17 protein-coding genes and 2 pseudogenes are annotated in these 15,962 nt (G+C 39.6%); 10 read left to right on the plus strand and 9 right to left on the minus strand.

Annotated features, from left to right (window positions below; all coding sequences use genetic code 11):
• Positions 1 to 51: 51 nt before the first annotated feature.
• The 3 genes from CALSC_RS09940 to CALSC_RS09950 all read right to left on the minus strand — a co-directional run bounded on the left by CALSC_RS09940 (position 52) and on the right by CALSC_RS09950 (position 3,226).
• Positions 52 to 921 (minus strand): Rpn family recombination-promoting nuclease/putative transposase, encoded by an 870-nt coding sequence (locus tag CALSC_RS09940; RefSeq protein ID WP_088241193.1) that lies wholly within the window; start codon positions 919 to 921, stop codon positions 52 to 54.
• 62 nt (positions 922 to 983) lie between these two features.
• Entirely contained in the window at positions 984 to 1,817 is an 834-nt protein-coding gene (locus CALSC_RS09945) for an Rpn family recombination-promoting nuclease/putative transposase (protein WP_088241194.1), read from the minus strand.
• Between the two features lie 161 nt (positions 1,818 to 1,978).
• Positions 1,979 to 3,226 (minus strand): vWA domain-containing protein, encoded by a 1,248-nt coding sequence (locus CALSC_RS09950; RefSeq protein ID WP_088241195.1) that lies wholly within the window; start codon positions 3,224 to 3,226, stop codon positions 1,979 to 1,981.
• Between the two features lie 312 nt (positions 3,227 to 3,538).
• On the opposite strand from CALSC_RS09950, the gene CALSC_RS09955 reads away from it, so the two are divergent.
• From CALSC_RS09955 to CALSC_RS09965, 3 genes are all read left to right on the plus strand, one after another.
• Positions 3,539 to 4,201 carry an ATP-dependent Clp protease proteolytic subunit gene (locus CALSC_RS09955; protein ID WP_088241196.1) on the plus strand — a complete coding sequence of 221 codons (663 nt, stop codon included), beginning with the start codon at positions 3,539 to 3,541 and terminating at the stop codon, positions 4,199 to 4,201.
• A gap of 137 nt (positions 4,202 to 4,338) precedes the next feature.
• Entirely contained in the window at positions 4,339 to 4,932 is a 594-nt protein-coding gene (locus CALSC_RS09960) for an ATP-dependent Clp protease proteolytic subunit (RefSeq protein WP_088241197.1), read from the plus strand.
• A gap of 285 nt (positions 4,933 to 5,217) precedes the next feature.
• Positions 5,218 to 5,823: a J domain-containing protein gene (locus CALSC_RS09965; protein WP_088241198.1), complete on the plus strand. Its 606-nt coding sequence runs from the start codon at positions 5,218 to 5,220 to the stop codon at positions 5,821 to 5,823.
• A 103-nt stretch (positions 5,824 to 5,926) separates the two neighbouring features.
• Here the strand turns inward: CALSC_RS09965 and recR are convergent, their stop codons facing one another.
• Positions 5,927 to 6,493, minus strand: a complete 567-nt coding sequence (gene recR / locus CALSC_RS09970; RefSeq protein WP_088241199.1) for a recombination mediator RecR — start codon at positions 6,491 to 6,493, stop codon at positions 5,927 to 5,929.
• Positions 6,494 to 6,823: 330 nt separating this feature from the next.
• Between recR and CALSC_RS09975 the strand changes: the two genes are divergently transcribed.
• Complete coding sequence (locus CALSC_RS09975) at positions 6,824 to 7,360, plus strand: SLATT domain-containing protein (protein WP_088241200.1); 537 nt, start codon at positions 6,824 to 6,826, stop codon at positions 7,358 to 7,360.
• A gap of 33 nt (positions 7,361 to 7,393) precedes the next feature.
• Here CALSC_RS09975 and CALSC_RS09980 read toward each other — a convergent pair.
• Positions 7,394 to 7,594: pseudogene (locus CALSC_RS09980) on the minus strand (helix-turn-helix domain-containing protein); the annotation flags it as partial.
• Between the two features lie 217 nt (positions 7,595 to 7,811).
• Here CALSC_RS09980 and CALSC_RS09985 point away from each other — a divergent pair.
• On the plus strand, positions 7,812 to 8,552 hold the full coding sequence (locus tag CALSC_RS09985) for a dienelactone hydrolase family protein (RefSeq protein ID WP_088241201.1): 741 nt from the start codon (positions 7,812 to 7,814) through the stop codon (positions 8,550 to 8,552).
• Between the two features lie 121 nt (positions 8,553 to 8,673).
• Here CALSC_RS09985 and CALSC_RS09990 read toward each other — a convergent pair whose 3' ends face one another.
• Positions 8,674 to 9,462 (minus strand): tryptophan-rich sensory protein, encoded by a 789-nt coding sequence (locus CALSC_RS09990; protein ID WP_088241202.1) that lies wholly within the window; start codon positions 9,460 to 9,462, stop codon positions 8,674 to 8,676.
• Positions 9,463 to 9,900: 438 nt separating this feature from the next.
• Between CALSC_RS09990 and CALSC_RS09995 the strand changes: the two genes are divergently transcribed.
• Entirely contained in the window at positions 9,901 to 10,692 is a 792-nt protein-coding gene (locus CALSC_RS09995) for an IS5 family transposase (protein WP_088241203.1), read from the plus strand.
• A 646-nt stretch (positions 10,693 to 11,338) separates the two neighbouring features.
• Positions 11,339 to 11,623, plus strand: a complete 285-nt coding sequence (locus CALSC_RS10000; protein WP_088241204.1) for a hypothetical protein — start codon at positions 11,339 to 11,341, stop codon at positions 11,621 to 11,623.
• A 127-nt stretch (positions 11,624 to 11,750) separates the two neighbouring features.
• Here the strand turns inward: CALSC_RS10000 and truB are convergent, their stop codons facing one another.
• Entirely contained in the window at positions 11,751 to 12,647 is an 897-nt protein-coding gene (truB, locus tag CALSC_RS10005; protein WP_088241211.1) for a tRNA pseudouridine(55) synthase TruB, read from the minus strand.
• Positions 12,648 to 13,097: 450 nt separating this feature from the next.
• Between truB and CALSC_RS10010 the strand changes: the two genes are divergently transcribed.
• Together CALSC_RS10010 and CALSC_RS10015 are read left to right on the plus strand one after the other, a co-directional pair.
• Positions 13,098 to 13,661 (plus strand): Hpt domain-containing protein, encoded by a 564-nt coding sequence (locus CALSC_RS10010; RefSeq protein WP_088241205.1) that lies wholly within the window; start codon positions 13,098 to 13,100, stop codon positions 13,659 to 13,661.
• The gene (locus CALSC_RS10015; RefSeq protein ID WP_088241206.1) at positions 13,661 to 13,939 is read left to right on the plus strand and encodes a hypothetical protein; all 279 of its coding nucleotides are present in this window, start codon (positions 13,661 to 13,663) and stop codon (positions 13,937 to 13,939) included. The genes CALSC_RS10010 and CALSC_RS10015 overlap by 1 nt, the downstream gene beginning before the upstream one ends.
• Here the strand turns inward: CALSC_RS10015 and cobA are convergent.
• A complete protein-coding gene (gene cobA / locus CALSC_RS10020; protein WP_088241207.1) occupies positions 13,923 to 14,723 on the minus strand; it encodes a uroporphyrinogen-III C-methyltransferase in 801 nt (266 codons plus the stop codon). The two genes, CALSC_RS10015 and cobA, sit on opposite strands and share 17 nt — an antisense overlap.
• The gene (locus tag CALSC_RS10025) at positions 14,683 to 15,492 is read right to left on the minus strand and encodes a sirohydrochlorin chelatase (RefSeq protein WP_088241208.1); all 810 of its coding nucleotides are present in this window, start codon (positions 15,490 to 15,492) and stop codon (positions 14,683 to 14,685) included. Before CALSC_RS10025 ends, cobA begins: the two co-directional genes overlap by 41 nt.
• A 70-nt stretch (positions 15,493 to 15,562) precedes the next feature.
• On the opposite strand from CALSC_RS10025, the pseudogene CALSC_RS27405 reads away from it, so the two are divergent.
• Positions 15,563 to 15,709: pseudogene (locus CALSC_RS27405) on the plus strand (RNA-guided endonuclease TnpB family protein); the annotation flags it as partial.
• Positions 15,710 to 15,962 lie beyond the last annotated feature (253 nt).

Here is a 15,962-nt window from a genome sequence, read left to right on the forward strand (position 1 = left end):
CACTCCCCCCTTTCACCTAACCCCAAAATCGGTGTTCTAGGGAATAAGCTTTTAGTGACTTGCTAACCAAGTGAGTAAATCATCTTGAGTAGAAAAATCTAACAAAGCTTCCCCTAATTCTTCCAACTGTGCAACTGATAAATTGCCAATGGTAACCTCTAATTGTGAATCTAATTCTCCAATTCGTCGCTTCAGCAGGCGTAAAACCAGGGAAGTTTCCCCTTCTTGGATGCCTTCAGCCCTCCCTTGAGCCTTCCCTTCAGCTCTCCCTTCAGCCTTCCCTTTGGCAGTAGCTTGAGCAACTATATCTTGATAGATTACAGATTCAAGCATAATCTCCTCCCTTAGTACTTGCCTAATTACTTCCTTGTCTAATACTAATCCTGCCAAAATTGAAGTTGCAGCCGCCACATTACTTTGTTCTGGTTGAGGAGCCAGATTCTCAATTATTTGAGCCACTTGACGTAAAGCTTGGGGTTTATCTGCTGTACGACTCAAGACTACAAATGGTAATAACCCAGGAAACTCTAACAATGCTTCCATTGGTTGCTCCCACAGTCGAATCACCTCAAATTCATGACGGGTTTTGGGAATCACAAATACATTCTCCTCCACTAATGGTGAAGCAGTTGGCTTTAAATAAATGACAACTTGATGCATCTGCTTTTGGGGATAGCGGCGATATACCCGCAGGCGATAATCAGCCATGCGAAAGGGGATTTCTGCATCTGGCTGGGTCTGAAATTCGATATGGAGTATGGTTTGCTCTGACTCCAGCAAAATCAAAGCATCAGCGCGAATTGGTTGGACAAATAACTCGGTGGGGCTTAATTTTGTCAATCCAATGGGTTTACCCAACAACCACCTAGCAAAATCACTACTAAAGTTTTCAGCGAGGAATTTGCAGACGTTATCAAACATTCCCTAATTGTATCAGGTCGGTGTAGCCAATCACAGCACACATACCCCTAGGGAATAAGCTTTTAGTGACTTGCTAACCAAGCAAGTAAATCATCTTGACTGGAAAAATCTAACAAAGCTTCCCCTAACTCTTCCAACTGTGCAACTGATAAATTGCCAATGGTAACCTCTAATTGTGAATCTAATTCTCCAATTCGTCGTTTCAGCAGGCGTAAAACTAGGGAAGTTTCCCCTTCTTGGATGCCTTCAGCTCTCCCTTTGGCAGTAGCTTGAGCAACTATATCTTGATAGATTACAGATTCAAGCATAATCTCCTCCCTTAGCACTTGCCTAATTACTTCCTTGTCTAATACTAATCCTGCCAAAATTGAAGTTGCAGCCGCCACATTACTTTGTTCTGGTTGAGGAGCCAGATTCTCAATTCTTTGAGCCACTTGACGTAAAGCTTGGGGTTTATCTGCTGTACGACTCAAGACAACAAATGGTAATAACCCAGGCAACTCTAACAATGCTTCCATTGGTTGCTCCCACAGTCGAATCACCTCAAATTCATGACGGGTTCTGGGAATCACAAATACATTTTCCTCCACTAATGGTGAAGCAGTTGGCTTTAAATAAATGACAACTTGATGCATCTGCTTTTGGGGATAACGGCGATATACCCGCAGGCGATAATCAGCCATACGAAAGGGGATTTCTGCATCTGGCTGGGTCTGAAATTCGATATGGAGTATAGTTTGCTCTGACTCCAGCAAAATCAAAGCATCAGCGCGAATTGGTTGGACAAATAACTCGGTGGGGCTTAATTTTGTCAATCCAATGGGTTCACCCAACAACCACCTAGCAAAATCACTACTAAAGTTTTCAGCGAGGAATTTGCAGACGTTATCAAACATCTCCCGATTGTATCAGGTAGGTGTAATTAAATGTAAGGTTGAACCTCACCCCAGTTCCTTTCCTTATTCAAGTGGGGCGAGGTTTTATATTTAATGTGAACCAGTTACTTACACACCCAAAATAACGACCTAAACACGTCTTCCCTTGCTCCTGAGTTCCTTTAAGAATCTTGTAACACAGTTTTAGAGACAATGCGGGTTTTCTTGCGGTCTGACTCTGAAAGCTGTTCTCCCATTTGTAGACGAGTCGCGGAAGTTTGTAATACGGTTGCTGCACTATTATCCCCCATTTGCAGAGCGGTTTTGGCAGCTGTTTGTAACATAGTTGCGGCACCTGCGCGATCGCCTTGTTGTAACTTGGCTTCTGCTAGTTGAGTTTGACGATACTTCGCCAATGCCAAAATCGATTGCTGTACCTCTGAGTTAGGATTGGGTTGGTAAGTTTCTTGAACTTCCGCATAAACAGGCACGTTAGCAGAATATAATCCTGTGAGATTTTGGGCTGGATCGTCATATTGGACTTGTAAATTAGCGACCGCTTGCTTACCTACTGGTAACTTACCCACATACAGATTCGCCAAAACCACCCGTTCTGCATCCTTCATCAAGTCTCCCAAACGTACAGAAAACCTGCCATCTGGTTCTGGCTGTACTGGTAATTCGATGGTGTCAGGAGATACTTGAGCTATGGGTTTCAATTCTGCCAATCGCACATTGGGCATCAATTGAAACAGGAGATAAGCATTGGTCAAACCTACAGATTGGGCACGATTAAACAGGCGATTAAAGGCATCCACCGCCTGGTCTGGCTTTTGAATATAAGATAATACACCCGCAGCCGCATCTGCAATTTTTTCTAGGACATCTTGGTTCCAATTGTCACCAAATCCCAAAGTATTTAAAGTCAAATTATAATTAGCAGCTAATTCTGCAAATTTTAAACAGCGATTATTATCTCCATGTTCATTTTCACCATCAGTTAATAAAAATATTTGAGAAATAGTTTCTTGTTTACCCTTAGCCAGTTCCTCAATCCCCAAACGTAAGCCTTCATCAATAGAAGTACCTCCATCAGCCGCCAAACGCTTAATTTGACGTTTCACCTTTTCTGGGTTGTCTAGCACTTGATTGGGGACTAAAACCTTGGCACGGTGGTCAAAAGCTACTATGCTCAGACGATCACCTCCCTTGAGCCGATCAACCAAACAAATTGCCGCCTCTTTGACAATTTCCAAAGGCTTACCATTCATCGAACCACTGTGGTCTAGCACCAAGCATAAATTTAATGGTACATTGCGATCCATCTGTTCTGCGATCGCAGAAATAGAAACCGCCAGTTGACGTTGATTATTTAGTTGCTCGGCACCTAAATGACTATCATTGAGAGTAGGCTGTAAACTAACCTTCATAACCCCAGTATCCTATTTAGAGTCCACATAGTTATAAATAACTTCAAAGCACAGTATCCGTGCTACGGAAAAGTTTTTGCCAACAGATGCATTAATAATTCACATTTTTTGATTCCAGATTGATATAGATTAACGGATGACACGGATTATTTATTGGCATAGTCTCCTAGTCAATCCTGCCACCTTTTTTCCATTCTGACTCCCCTTTTACCAGCATAATCAAGAATTAGGGAGAAAACCGCACCTCCATCTCAGCTAGCATCGCGCTAGTATGTATTAAATTAACGGCATTAATTTCAGGCAACAGTTGCTATGGATATCTCCCCCATCAAGGCTGTGCAAGCCCCCTATCAAGGCGATAACTTTTACCGCACACCACCCCCAGATTTACCATCCTTGTTACTCAAGGAAAGAATTGTCTATCTTGGAGCACCACTAGTGCCAGAAGTGACAAAACTCATAATTGCTGAATTACTTTTTTTGCAATCTGACGATCCAGACAAACCGATTAAAATTTACATTAACTCTATAGGTACCAGCTTTGGAGATCAACCCATTGCCTTCGAAACTGAAGCCTTTGCCATCTATGACACAATGAAATATATCAAGCCTCCCATCCATACTATTTGTATTGGACAAGCGATGGGTATGGCAGCAATGTTATTAGCTGCAGGGACTAAAGGTTGTCGCGCAGCTTTACCCCATGCTTCTATTGTTCTTCGCCAGCCAATTAGCAGCTCTAGAGGACAAGCAACTGATATCAAAATTATGGCAAATGAAGTATTTGTCAATAAACAGGCAATGATTGATATCCTATCTCGCAGTACGGAACAAACCAAGGAAAAAATCCATAAAGACATGGATCGTATGTTCTATATGACACCCGAACAAGCTGTTGAGTATGGTTTGATTGATCGAGTTTTTAACAGTAAAGCAGAACTCGACAAATCCACAGCATCTTCCGGAATTCTTTAAATTAAGTTATAGAGTATATCTCAGAAGTGTCCCTTAGGGTGGAATTAAGAGTGAGGAAGTAAAAATACAATTCCTGACTCCTAACCTATAACTCATAACTTTCCTACCTCTAACCAATTACAAACGGAGTCAACAGAATGCCTATAGGCTATCCTAGTGTTCCTTACAGATTACCAGGGGAACAGTTTACACAATGGGTTAATATTTATACTCGACTTGCCCGCGATCGCATCATTTTTCTTGGGGAAGATGTAAATGATCAAAATGCTAATGAAATCATCGCCATTATGTTATATCTGGATTCTGAGGATCCAGGTAAGGACATTTTCCTATACATTAATTCACCTGGCGGTGTCGTTTCATCAGGTTTGGCGATTTACGATACCATGCAACACATCAAATCCGATGTGGTAACTATCTGTCTCGGTTTAGCTGCTTCTATGGGTTCGTTCCTATTAGCGGGGGGAACTAAGGGTAAACGTTTGGCATTACCCCATTCCCGTATCATGATTCACCAACCTTCTGGGGGAACCCGTGGACAAGCGACAGATATTCAAATTGAAGCCAGGGAAATCTTGCGAATCCGTCAAGAACTGAATAGTATTTGCGCTCAGAATACAGGACAACCTTTAGAAAAGATTGAAAAAGATATGGATCGTGACTTTTTCATGTCTGCTCAAGAAGCTCTAGAATATGGGTTGATTGACAAAGTGATTGAGGAGCGGAATTAATTTTCATTTAACAGTTATCAGTTATCAACCATAAATAAATGGTATGCTCCATATTAATTGGTGAATTAGCAACTCCATTGGTAACTGATAACTGAAAATTGTTAAGGGTGAACTTTAAAGATATATTTCAGTCTTTATTATGAGTAACTCAGACTGGAGATATTTACGACAGTCAACTACATAATACGAAGTAAAACGGATTCAAATTTCGTTAACTAGTGTTATGCTTTGCTTACTTACCCTCAAGTAAGTTATTGTTTAATATTCAATGACTGATAGCTAAAGATGGATTTTGGAGATTGCTACCGTTTATTAGGTTTGAGGGCGGGAGCTTCATTTATAGATATAAAAGCGTCTTATAGAAGACTAGCACAGCAATATCATCCCGATATTAACCCAAACGATCAACAAGCAAAAGACAAGTTTATCGCCTTGACAGAGGCTTATAAATTACTCTTACAGGTTATACCTCCCCCAGAGGTAAAAGCAAAATCTAGTCAGCCACCATTTGCGGGTGAGGAAATAAAATTTAAGCAACCAGAGGTAGCAAAGCCTGTTAAGCAGAAACCGCCCCATCTTTCAGAAATAGAACATCAACTGAAATGGAAGACTTACGAACAGTTACAGCGATTTTTGCAAGCCAAACAGTTCCCTCAGGCGATATCCTTAGCTGAGGCTTTGCAACAACGCTTGTCCAATGATGCGGAAGTACGCCAATGGTTGGCTATATCATATCAGTTATGGGGGCGATCGCTCATGGCCCAAAAGCAAATGTTAAAAGCTCGGATTTATCTGCAAAAAGCCCTGAAGACAGATCCTCTGAATAGAAGTTTATGGAATCAGGTACAGCGAGATTTGCAGCGCATGGAAACCATTTCTGCTTCTTCATAAATTGACATTCTGTGCCTTAAATAAAGGGTTGGAGAATCTTGGTTTAATGAGTCCCCTTGCATTATCTAGCCTAGAGGTGGCTCTCCCCAAGTAATAATGTCACTTAATCTAATTCGCGTCTACCTTCCAAGGCTCTTGCTAAAGTTACCTCATCTGCATATTCTAAATCACCACCCACAGGTAAACCAAAAGCAATACGGGTAACTTTGGTGAATGGCTTTAATAACTGACCGATATATAGGGTAGTAGTTTCACCCTCTACACTGGGACTGATGGCGAGAATCACTTCTTGGGGCTGTTGTTGACTGACTCTTCGTACCAAAGCTTGGATATTTAACTGTTCTGGTCCTATACCATCTATGGGAGAAATTACCCCTCCTAATACATGATACTTCCCTTTGTATTCCCTAGTTTTTTCCAAAGCAATCACATCACGGGAATCTTCGACTACACACAAAGTTTTAGTATCGCGGTTAGGATTGCGGCAAATTTCGCAAATTGCTTCTGCTGATAGATGAAAGCATTCCCGACACAAGCCTACCTGTTTTTTCGCATCAACTAGGGCTTGAGCTAAAGCTTGTACTTCTGCTTCTGGACGCTTAAGGATATGCAGAGCTAGTCGCTGTGCTGTTTTGGGACCTACTCCTGGTAAGCGTTGGAATTGTTCGATTAGTCGGGCTAAGGGGCGTGCGTAAACCGTTGTCTTGTCTCCTGTGGGTGTGTACTTTAACTATGATGACATTCTTGGGGAATTTTGGGATTGGTGATTTAAGTTGTTGAAGGTAAAGGTGAAGTGGATTTTTTACACCTCAATCATATTTGTGGAAACTTCCTTGTTCTTCAAAAATTCTTGTATTGTAACCATGTCCAAACAATCTTCTAATAAGTAAAATTTATACTCATAGTTATGTACATTACTTAAGATGATTGTGTAGTTGCTACTTATCAGGAAATGTTCAAGTGCTTTCACAGTATCGCTGATTTATACACAAAATAGCTCATGAATTCAGATCTAAACAATTTCCCTCAAACACTTATCCTCCTCGAAGATATAGCTCGAAATGCCCGAATTAATAAACATCAACACTTTTCTGCTGCTGAGAGAAATCATTTCTCCAATAATGTATTCGGCTCTGTTGCAATAGTGATCAATATAACTTTGGGCTCTGTGCTATTTGTAACTATTTCAGAGAACTTGCCAGATATTGCAAAATGGATAAGTGGATTCATGGCAATGATTGCTGCTGCTTGTGGTGGTATACAAACTTTCTTTAATTTTCAAAAAGTTTTTGAAGGGCATCGAAGAATTGCCAATCAGTACCTTGAAATTCAACGTGAGTGTGAGCGACTTTTAGCATTATTTGCTGATCGGTTAATTGATATAGAGGGTCTAGCAAAAGAAGTTGAATTGCTCAATAAGCAGTATAGTACTACCAATAATGATGCAGAAGTTTTCCCTACAGGAGATAGAGATTTTAAAAAAGCACAACGCCATGAACAAAAAAGGAAGGAAAATAGAAAAGCATTACGCCACTAATGGTACAAGCTTAAATATTTACATGGACATTACTTAAATAAATAAGCTATGTGATACCTTAAAATGCTCGCCAAGTGCTTTTGCTTGTGTCTTGCTAGTGGAGCGTTTACCATTTACCACTTCAGATACCACTCCACTTGAAAGAATGATACCTACCAAGTCGGATTGGCGAGTCCTGCTAGCTTCCATAATGTGTTGGAGAATTTCACAGGGAGTAGATTTATCCATTGGGTACCCGACTTGTGTAGAGTGGCGTGAGATCCCAAGACCGGATTGACTCAACTTTCCGCAAAATCCAAAATTTTTTGACATACAAACAAGAAAAAACTACCATTGTATTTAAAAACACTATTTTTTATATCTACTCAAGGTAAATTAATACAGTGCAATGGAGTGTCTGGGGTGCATTTACTCAACTATGAACCAAGCTTCCCAAGACGGAGAAAAATAAGTGCAAATTACACAACGCAATGTGGAATTGAGGGTGGATGACAGTTTAATGCGGGTGTATGTAGCAGGACCAAAACCGCCAGGTCAATATCCAGGGATTTTGTTTTACAGTGATATTTATCAGCTGGGCGCTCCCATGATTCGTTTGGTTAACTACCTAGCTGGATTTGGCTATGTGGTAGCAGCACCGGAAATTTTTCACCGCTTGGAACCCGTGGGTTCGGTGATTGAACCGAATGATATTGGAAGGATGCGGGGTAATGATGATGCCCGCAGAACTTCCATTCCCGCTTATGATGCTGATTGTCGGGCTGTAATTAATTTTCTCCAAGCAGAGGGTGCAGTTAATCCGCAAAAAATTGGTACCCTTGGCTTTTGTATTGGGGGACATTTGTCTTTTCGTGCTGCTTTTAACAGTGAAATTAAAGCAGCTGTTTGCTGCTATCCTACAGGTATTCCCAGTGGTAAATTGGGTTTAGGTATAGCCGATACCATTGAACGGGTGGATAAAATCAAGGGAGAAATACTACTTATTTTAGGTACTTTAGATCCTCATATTCCCGAAACAGATCGCAATACTTTAATTACATCCTTGGAGAATGCCAATATAAACCACAAAGTTGTTTTATATGCAGCAGAACATACATTTATGCGGGATGATGGTTACCGCTATGATCCGGAAAAATCTACCTCTGCATGGTCTGAAATTATTACCTTCTTGTCAAATAATTTTAGCTTTTAGATTTTAGACTTCGTCGTGAGCGCTCAGTCGAACGATTTTAGATTGAGTCTACATAAGTGCATCGCTTACCGCAATTGCTTATCAATAATACTATGGTCTTGTACTATTAAGGAATTAATGATCACGCATTTTTCCTAGAGAAGGGTAGATTTTGAATCAATATAATTCCTATCAGAACCAGAATACATAATATTGCTGTTATCCTCAGCGTGGGAATATTTACATGCTTAAGGGCGATCGCTACTAAAGCCCAAACTGTTACCCCAGGATAAACTATATCTTTATTTTGGATTGCAATCAATCCCGCGATCGCAGTGGCGATTGATAACATAATAATAGTCCATATTTCCGTGGAAATACCCCATCCATTCCATCCCTGAAAAGATAGGGTGCAAGCTACATTAACAATAGTTGCCACACTAATCCAGCCTAAGTAAATACTAATAGGTCGGTGAATACACCATTTTTTACCTCGGGATACAGTCTTTTTATCAACTCTCAAGCGCAGATAGATAGCTATCAAAGGTAACAAAATTAAGAGCATTGCTACCACAGAAACTGCAAACAACCTGTACAAAAATAGATATACCCAGATACATTGAGCTAAAGATGCAATTGTGAGCAAATACCCAACCTTACGTAAATCCTCATCCTGTCTCTGGCTAGGTAGCAATTGATAGATACCAAAAGCGAACAATCCTAAGTAAATCAAACCCCAAATTGCAAAGGCATAATTAGCAGGAATAATCAGAACATTTTTAAATAAGGTATTGGATATTTTTCCGATATTGATTCCTCCCGCAGGAAAAATATTGGATATTACATTTACTATAAAAGCTGTAGCAATTGCTACAAATGTAACAATTTGCCGCCATAAATCCCGGTAATTACTAGACTTTGATTGTTCCATAGCATCTATTCAGTGATTAGTGATTTATCAGCAGTATAGAAGTGGGTAGTTGGATATTGATCACCTGTTAATCAAGGATACATGAATTGTTTTACCAGAAGTGTAACGAGAGGGTGAAAGCCCTTGAAAAATAGCAACACAGTTGCACGTTTCGTTCTTTAGATAGGGGATGAAACCCGATACTGTGGGATAAATCCCACAGTATCCGCATAATCTTAATATTATTTATTATCCTACATTATGGGATAATAAATAATATTAAGGAGGTGATTTTTTTGTACGGTTGTCAGCAGATTTTAATTCACCCAAATCCAGATTTAAAAGCAATTTTATCATTTATTTGCTCCCAATCTAAGAGGATGTTTTAAAAGTGGGGGGCTATGGTAAGAAAGCTCACAAGTTTAAGCTGAAATTGAAGACATCAGCAGCTTGCGAACAATGAATATATATCCTAGCAACTTAACATGGGAACAGTGGGAATTGATTGTAGACCTGTTTCCAGAATCAAAACCAGGTGGTCGCCCAAGAGAAGTATCAATTTATGCTGTGATGAATGCGATTCTTTATGTACTTTGTCAAGGGTGTACATGGCGGGCATTACCTGGAGATTTCCCAGCTTGGTCAACAGTTTACGGATATTTCTGGCGATGGTACAAAGACGGCACTTGGCTGAAGATACATGACAAACTTTACCAATGGGTTAGGGTAGCTGCTGAGCATGAACCGAGTCCATCAGAAGCCGCAGTTGATAGTCAATCTGTAGAAACAGCAACCATGATATCTCAAGAAGTTGGTTACGATGCAGGAAAACAAATACATGGGCGTAAACGACATCTAAGTGTGGATTTACTTGGACTGGTTTTACGGGTTTTAGTTACATCCGCTTCAGTTCCGGAGCGTGCTGGAGCCAAAAAAGTTCTTAAACGAGTTCATCGTATGGGTGGCGAGAGCATTAATCGTTTACATACAATTTGGATGGATGGAGAATATCGGGGGGAAGACTTCATGCAATGGGTGATGGATATGTTTCGATGGATTGTTGAAATAGTACTCAGACCATTAGAGAAGAAGGGTTTTGTTCTTTTACCGAAGCGATGGGTTGTGGAAAGAACTTTCGTTTGGCTCAATTGGTGCCAACGCTTAAGCAAAGATTACGAAAAACTACCTGAAACTTCTGAGACTTTTATATACATCGCCATGATACGTATTATGGTACGACGGCTTGCATAATATTAAGCTCTCTAAGACTTTTAAAACATCCTCTTAACAACACAAATCTCACGGTAATAATGTTTCTAGCTTCACATCAATAAGCTCTGAAATTAGAGAATACTAATTATTATCAACTTTATATTGTTTACGTATAGATATATTTGCAAAAATATTTTTTTTGTGAATATAAAGTTTTGTCGCCATCATAAGTCTCAATATTTATACTTGGTTCTATCTCAAAAAGATATACAAGCAACAAATAAATCATATTTTTTATATCAGTAATAAAACGGTTTTTATTTCCCTTAAATACTAGATAGTATTGATTTATAAATCTAGTGCAATATAGAGCCGATGATATGCTGTTTGACATTGCTGAAAATAATCTCCATTTTCTTGCCTCTCAGCAAAAAAGATTTTTGCTCTTCATATCCTTATCAAGATAATTGGGAATTATATAGGAATCTGGGTTGACTTCTGAAAAGCTAACTAGGGTAACTAGGCTGTCTGTAATATCTCAATTCCTTGATAATTTTGCATTATGAACTGTGTTCTAACACACTATGATATATATTTTTATGCGAAAAGAGAATAATATCCCTATATGTTGAAGTCTATTTTTTATTAATCATTTTTAGTAATTACTATTTAAACAGTAAATTTTATGTCATTTGCAGCCCCAAATAAGAAGAGAACAAATACAAATTTATCGAAACAGCACAAACTGAGTAATATTAGAAAAACACTTTACATAACAGGATTTGCTGGGCTATTCCTCATTTCTGGCTCTGCTACTATCTTTTTAATATCATCTTTCGTTTATATCAGAAATGATGCTTCTTATCCCACATCACTTCCTTGGGTAGAAAGTAAAAGTCAATGTGAAGAGTTTGGCAGAACTTGGAGAAATGACCAGTGTTGGGATGGTGAACACAGTCATGATTTTTAATCTTATACCAATTCTGTATGAGACTGCGCTTAATCGCTCTCACCCCAGAAGAGTAGGGCTATCCAAACATTAGACGCGGAGCGGCTTCCCGCAGGGTAGACACCTGCGTGAGCTGGATTTGGCGCGTCTATATATCAGCTAACACCATTACTGGAACTAACAACTTACTATTTTCTGACATTGCTGGTTTTCCCAACCCTAGAAAACACCCATCTTCTCCATACACTCGCAACATTTGATCACGAACATCCCCATCATCATCTATGGGAACACGCTGTCCTTGACACCACTTACGGGCAGGAATTGTTGCTAAAGTAACAATAGATAGATGTTTTAGAGGAATATCCGCAGGAATAATTTGGAAATTTCCTGTTTTGAGTTGTCCCTCTAGATCTTGCAAATTAATACTATTCTCTAAGTAAAAACCACTACTAATAGTGCGTTGTAAAGCTGCAAGAGTACCACCAGTTTTTAGCTTTATACCTAAATCACGAGCGATCGCTCGAATATATGTACCTGCACCACAAGCGATCGCAATATCCAATTCCGGAAAATCTCCCGTTCGCCAATCCAAAATTTCTATATTAAAAATTTCTACTACCCTGGTGGGAACTTCTACTGTCTTACCCTGACGCGCTAGTTCGTACAAGCGTTTACCCTGGACTTGAATGGCGCTATAACGGGGTGGTATTTGCTCTATTTTGCCTGTAAACTGAGCCAAGGCAGTTTCCACCATCGTTAAATTTAATCCCGTAACTGGCTGTTGAAAAATCACTTCTCCTTGTAAATCATCAGTAGCCGTACTAATTCCCAAGCGGATTGTGGCTTTGTAGGCTTTATCCCCTGGAAGATACTGTAATAGGCGCGTTGCTCTTCCTACAGCAATGGGTAAGACTCCAGTTGCTGCTGGATCTAAAGTCCCAGCGTGTCCCACTCGCTTGATTCGTAAAAGTTTTCGGGTTTTGGCGACGCAGTCATGGGAAGTCCAACCAAATGGTTTGTCGAGATTTAAAAAGCCTTGCATGGGTGGATGGTGTGGAAAATGTGGTATGGCGCTACGCGCAAGTAATAAGTAATAACCCACGGTTCGCCCATTTTTTTTGAAGTTAGAGAAATTGATAAATAACGTGAGAATAGGGATTTGGAGGCAAAATTAATACGCTCCCTTGCGCTCACAATCTAAATCAAACGCTAAAACCCTTATTATTTCGTTCTGCATTTTTCTGAACTCGATTTCAAATGGGCGAACCGGGAGTAATAACTCGGGAGTACCCACTTTATTGCGTATTGCTATAAGAGGGGGAACTGTGTTAGTCCTCTTGTCTCCTTCATTTTTGCATAGCAATCCTAAATATTTTCTAAATTATGTCGAACCAATTGATAAATTGCATCTACACATAGATATTAGGACATATGAATCACCAGATTTTCATTATGTCATTGGAATCGCGTTGCGTAACATAAAAAAGTCAGTATGATGCTCCCAGAAATAGAACTAGAAATCCGGATAAATTTTTTAGAAACAGCTACTGAGTATCTAAATAATCTGGAAAGCATATTGTCAAAAATTAATGCTGAGCCTGAAAATATTCCAGTCAAAATTAATGCAGCATTGCGAATTTTGTATTCTCTTAAAGCTAATGCTGGAATGCTAGGATTTGGGATGTTAAGTGATTTATCTCACCATTTAGAGAATGCTTTTCAGATATTACAATGTCGCAAAAATCAGCAAAAAATTGACCTTGACCTGCATAATTTATTACTTTCAGCTATTGATTGGTTGCGTCATATTCTAGAATTAATTGCTACAAAATCTCTGATAGATGAACATTGGTTAGCAACATTCTGCTATCCTCTATTTGAAGAATTATACAAACGTTTGGCTCAGACAGATACAGAAAATATTACTAGTAAACTTACTATTACAACAACTGAAAATATTATACATTTACTTTTTAAAACAGAAGTAGAAAAAAGTTTGCAATCCCTAGAAAATTCATTAAAAATAAAGACTGCTCCCTGCTGGGACAACTGGTAATGACTACAGCGAATGAATTTTCTGGATTGGGAGAGATGCTAGAATTGCCAGCTTTTACTCAAATTTGTCAATCTATTAAACAACTATTAGTAAGCGCCAAATCTGAGCAATCAATTATACATATAACTCATTTATCATTACAAGTATGGCGGCGATCGCAATCATTAATACTTGCCCAAAACATGACAGAATTGCCATCAGTAATGCACCAATATTTAGATACAGAAAGTTCAGATTTTTGCCATAACTACTTAGAAGAAATTAATATACCCCATTAATACCCCCTTGCTTCAACCAAGCACCGAGAATCGGTTGTATATTCACCACCTTACCAATAACAACGATCGCAGGTGCTTCAAATCCCGTACTCTCCACCTGTGCAACAATTGTCTCCAAGCGACCAATCAGTTCTTCCTGCTGCGATCGCGTTCCCCAACGTATCATGGCAATGGGAGTATCTAAACTCAAACCAGAGCTGGTTAATTGCTCTACAATATAAGGCAAATTGTGAATTCCCATGTAAATCACAATAGTTTCCGAAGCGTGAGCAATTGCTTGCCAATTTACATCTGGACGATATTTACCCGCGCATTCATGCCCAGTGACAAAAGTTACTGATGAGCTGTAGGAACGATGGGTTAGAGGTATACCTGCATATGCAGGCGCAGCAATACCAGCAGTAATTCCCGGCACAACCTCCACTGATATACCAGCTGTAATTAATTCTTCCATTTCTTCCCCACCGCGACCAAAAATAAATGGATCGCCTCCCTTCAGTCGCACCACAATAGCATGGGTTTGAGCCTTATCCATCATTAATTGGGTGGTTTCTGACTGCATCAGAGAATGTCTTCCCCGGCGCTTACCTGCATTAATCTTTTCTGCTTGGGGATTAATCATTGCTAGAATTGGCGGACTTACCAAAGCATCATAAATTACCACATCCGCACATGCTAATAATCCCTTCCCCTTAAGAGTCATTAACCCCGGATCTCCAGGTCCCGCACCAATTAAATACACCTTACCCAAAAACTTGTCCCTCTTTTGTTGTGTGGGTTTCATTGACGATTACATCCCCAATTAGATCGGCTAAATCTGTGGTAGCTGCCAAAGGTTGAGCTAACTGCAAATTTACTTCCGGAAACTGTAATTTTAACCCTTCTATGGACTGGGCGATCGCATCTGTGATGCCACCGGGAAAAAAGAAGTATGGTAAAATACCAATTTTCTTGTACCCTCTACTGACTAATTCTGGGATACGCTCCCCCAAACTAGGAGCTACAGCCCAATAAGCACTCACCGCACCCAAATCATTAGCGATCGCTTCAATTTGCTGTAAAGACCCAGGACGACGGCTACCATGAGACAATAAAACCCATACATCCACCTTGTTAATAACCATCTGTTTAGCTACTAACCACTTCATAGCGGGTTCTGAACCCAAATATGGCTGCAAATCCAGTTTGATTTCCCCACCTAAAGCTTGTTGCGCTTGACTAACTTCTGTGGGGATATCTTCCATGACATGTATCCCTGGCAATAAAAATAAAGGTAATATGGTCAGATGGTTACATCCTTGAAGGATAGCCTGTTTGGCAAATATTCTAATTTGTTCATTTAAAGGCTGAGAAGAAAATTCCAAACAAGCCGTACCTATACATACATCATAAGATATTGTTGCCGGAGTTACACCCGCCACTACTAACTGGAGACTTTTGTCAAGCAATTTACTTTGTACCCTTTTCTTTACCAAGCCAACTAATGTTTGCATAGCAATTTCTGGGCGTGGATCGCGGCTACCGTGGGATACTAGCAAATAAGCAGTTGACATTTCAGTTATAGCTCTACGAGCAAGTAATAAGTAATAAGTTTACTGTTCATAGGTTTTATGCTTCAACAACTTTCCTTGGGTTGGGAAATTGAACTCTATGGCTAGATGGAGTGCAATTGCTAGGTTCTTTGAGAATTACAAGAAAAATAACCCAGGGAAGAAAGGTTATCCCCGTTTTAAGAAGGAACAGACTCATAGTTCTGTTGAATATAAGACTGTCCGTTCGCTCATTTTTGAACCGAAAATTTAATTAAGCCTTACAAAGCTTATGATCTAGGATATGCCGTCAATTCAGGCATTTTTGGCTCTTACAAGGTTTTAGCCATTTTTATGATTTAGACCTCCCTACGTCTTAAATAGGCGCTTCTGGAGGCTTTTTATTAAAGTTTCAAATATTACTTCTAAATAACCGCTTACTTAGGAATCGCCTTTTTCCTTTTAAATTAAGGCTTTAATTCAACTTAGAGTTT

It is taken from the genome of Calothrix rhizosoleniae SC01, assembly GCF_900185595.1.
GTDB lineage: Bacteria > Cyanobacteriota > Cyanobacteriia > Cyanobacteriales > Nostocaceae > Calothrix_A > Calothrix_A rhizosoleniae.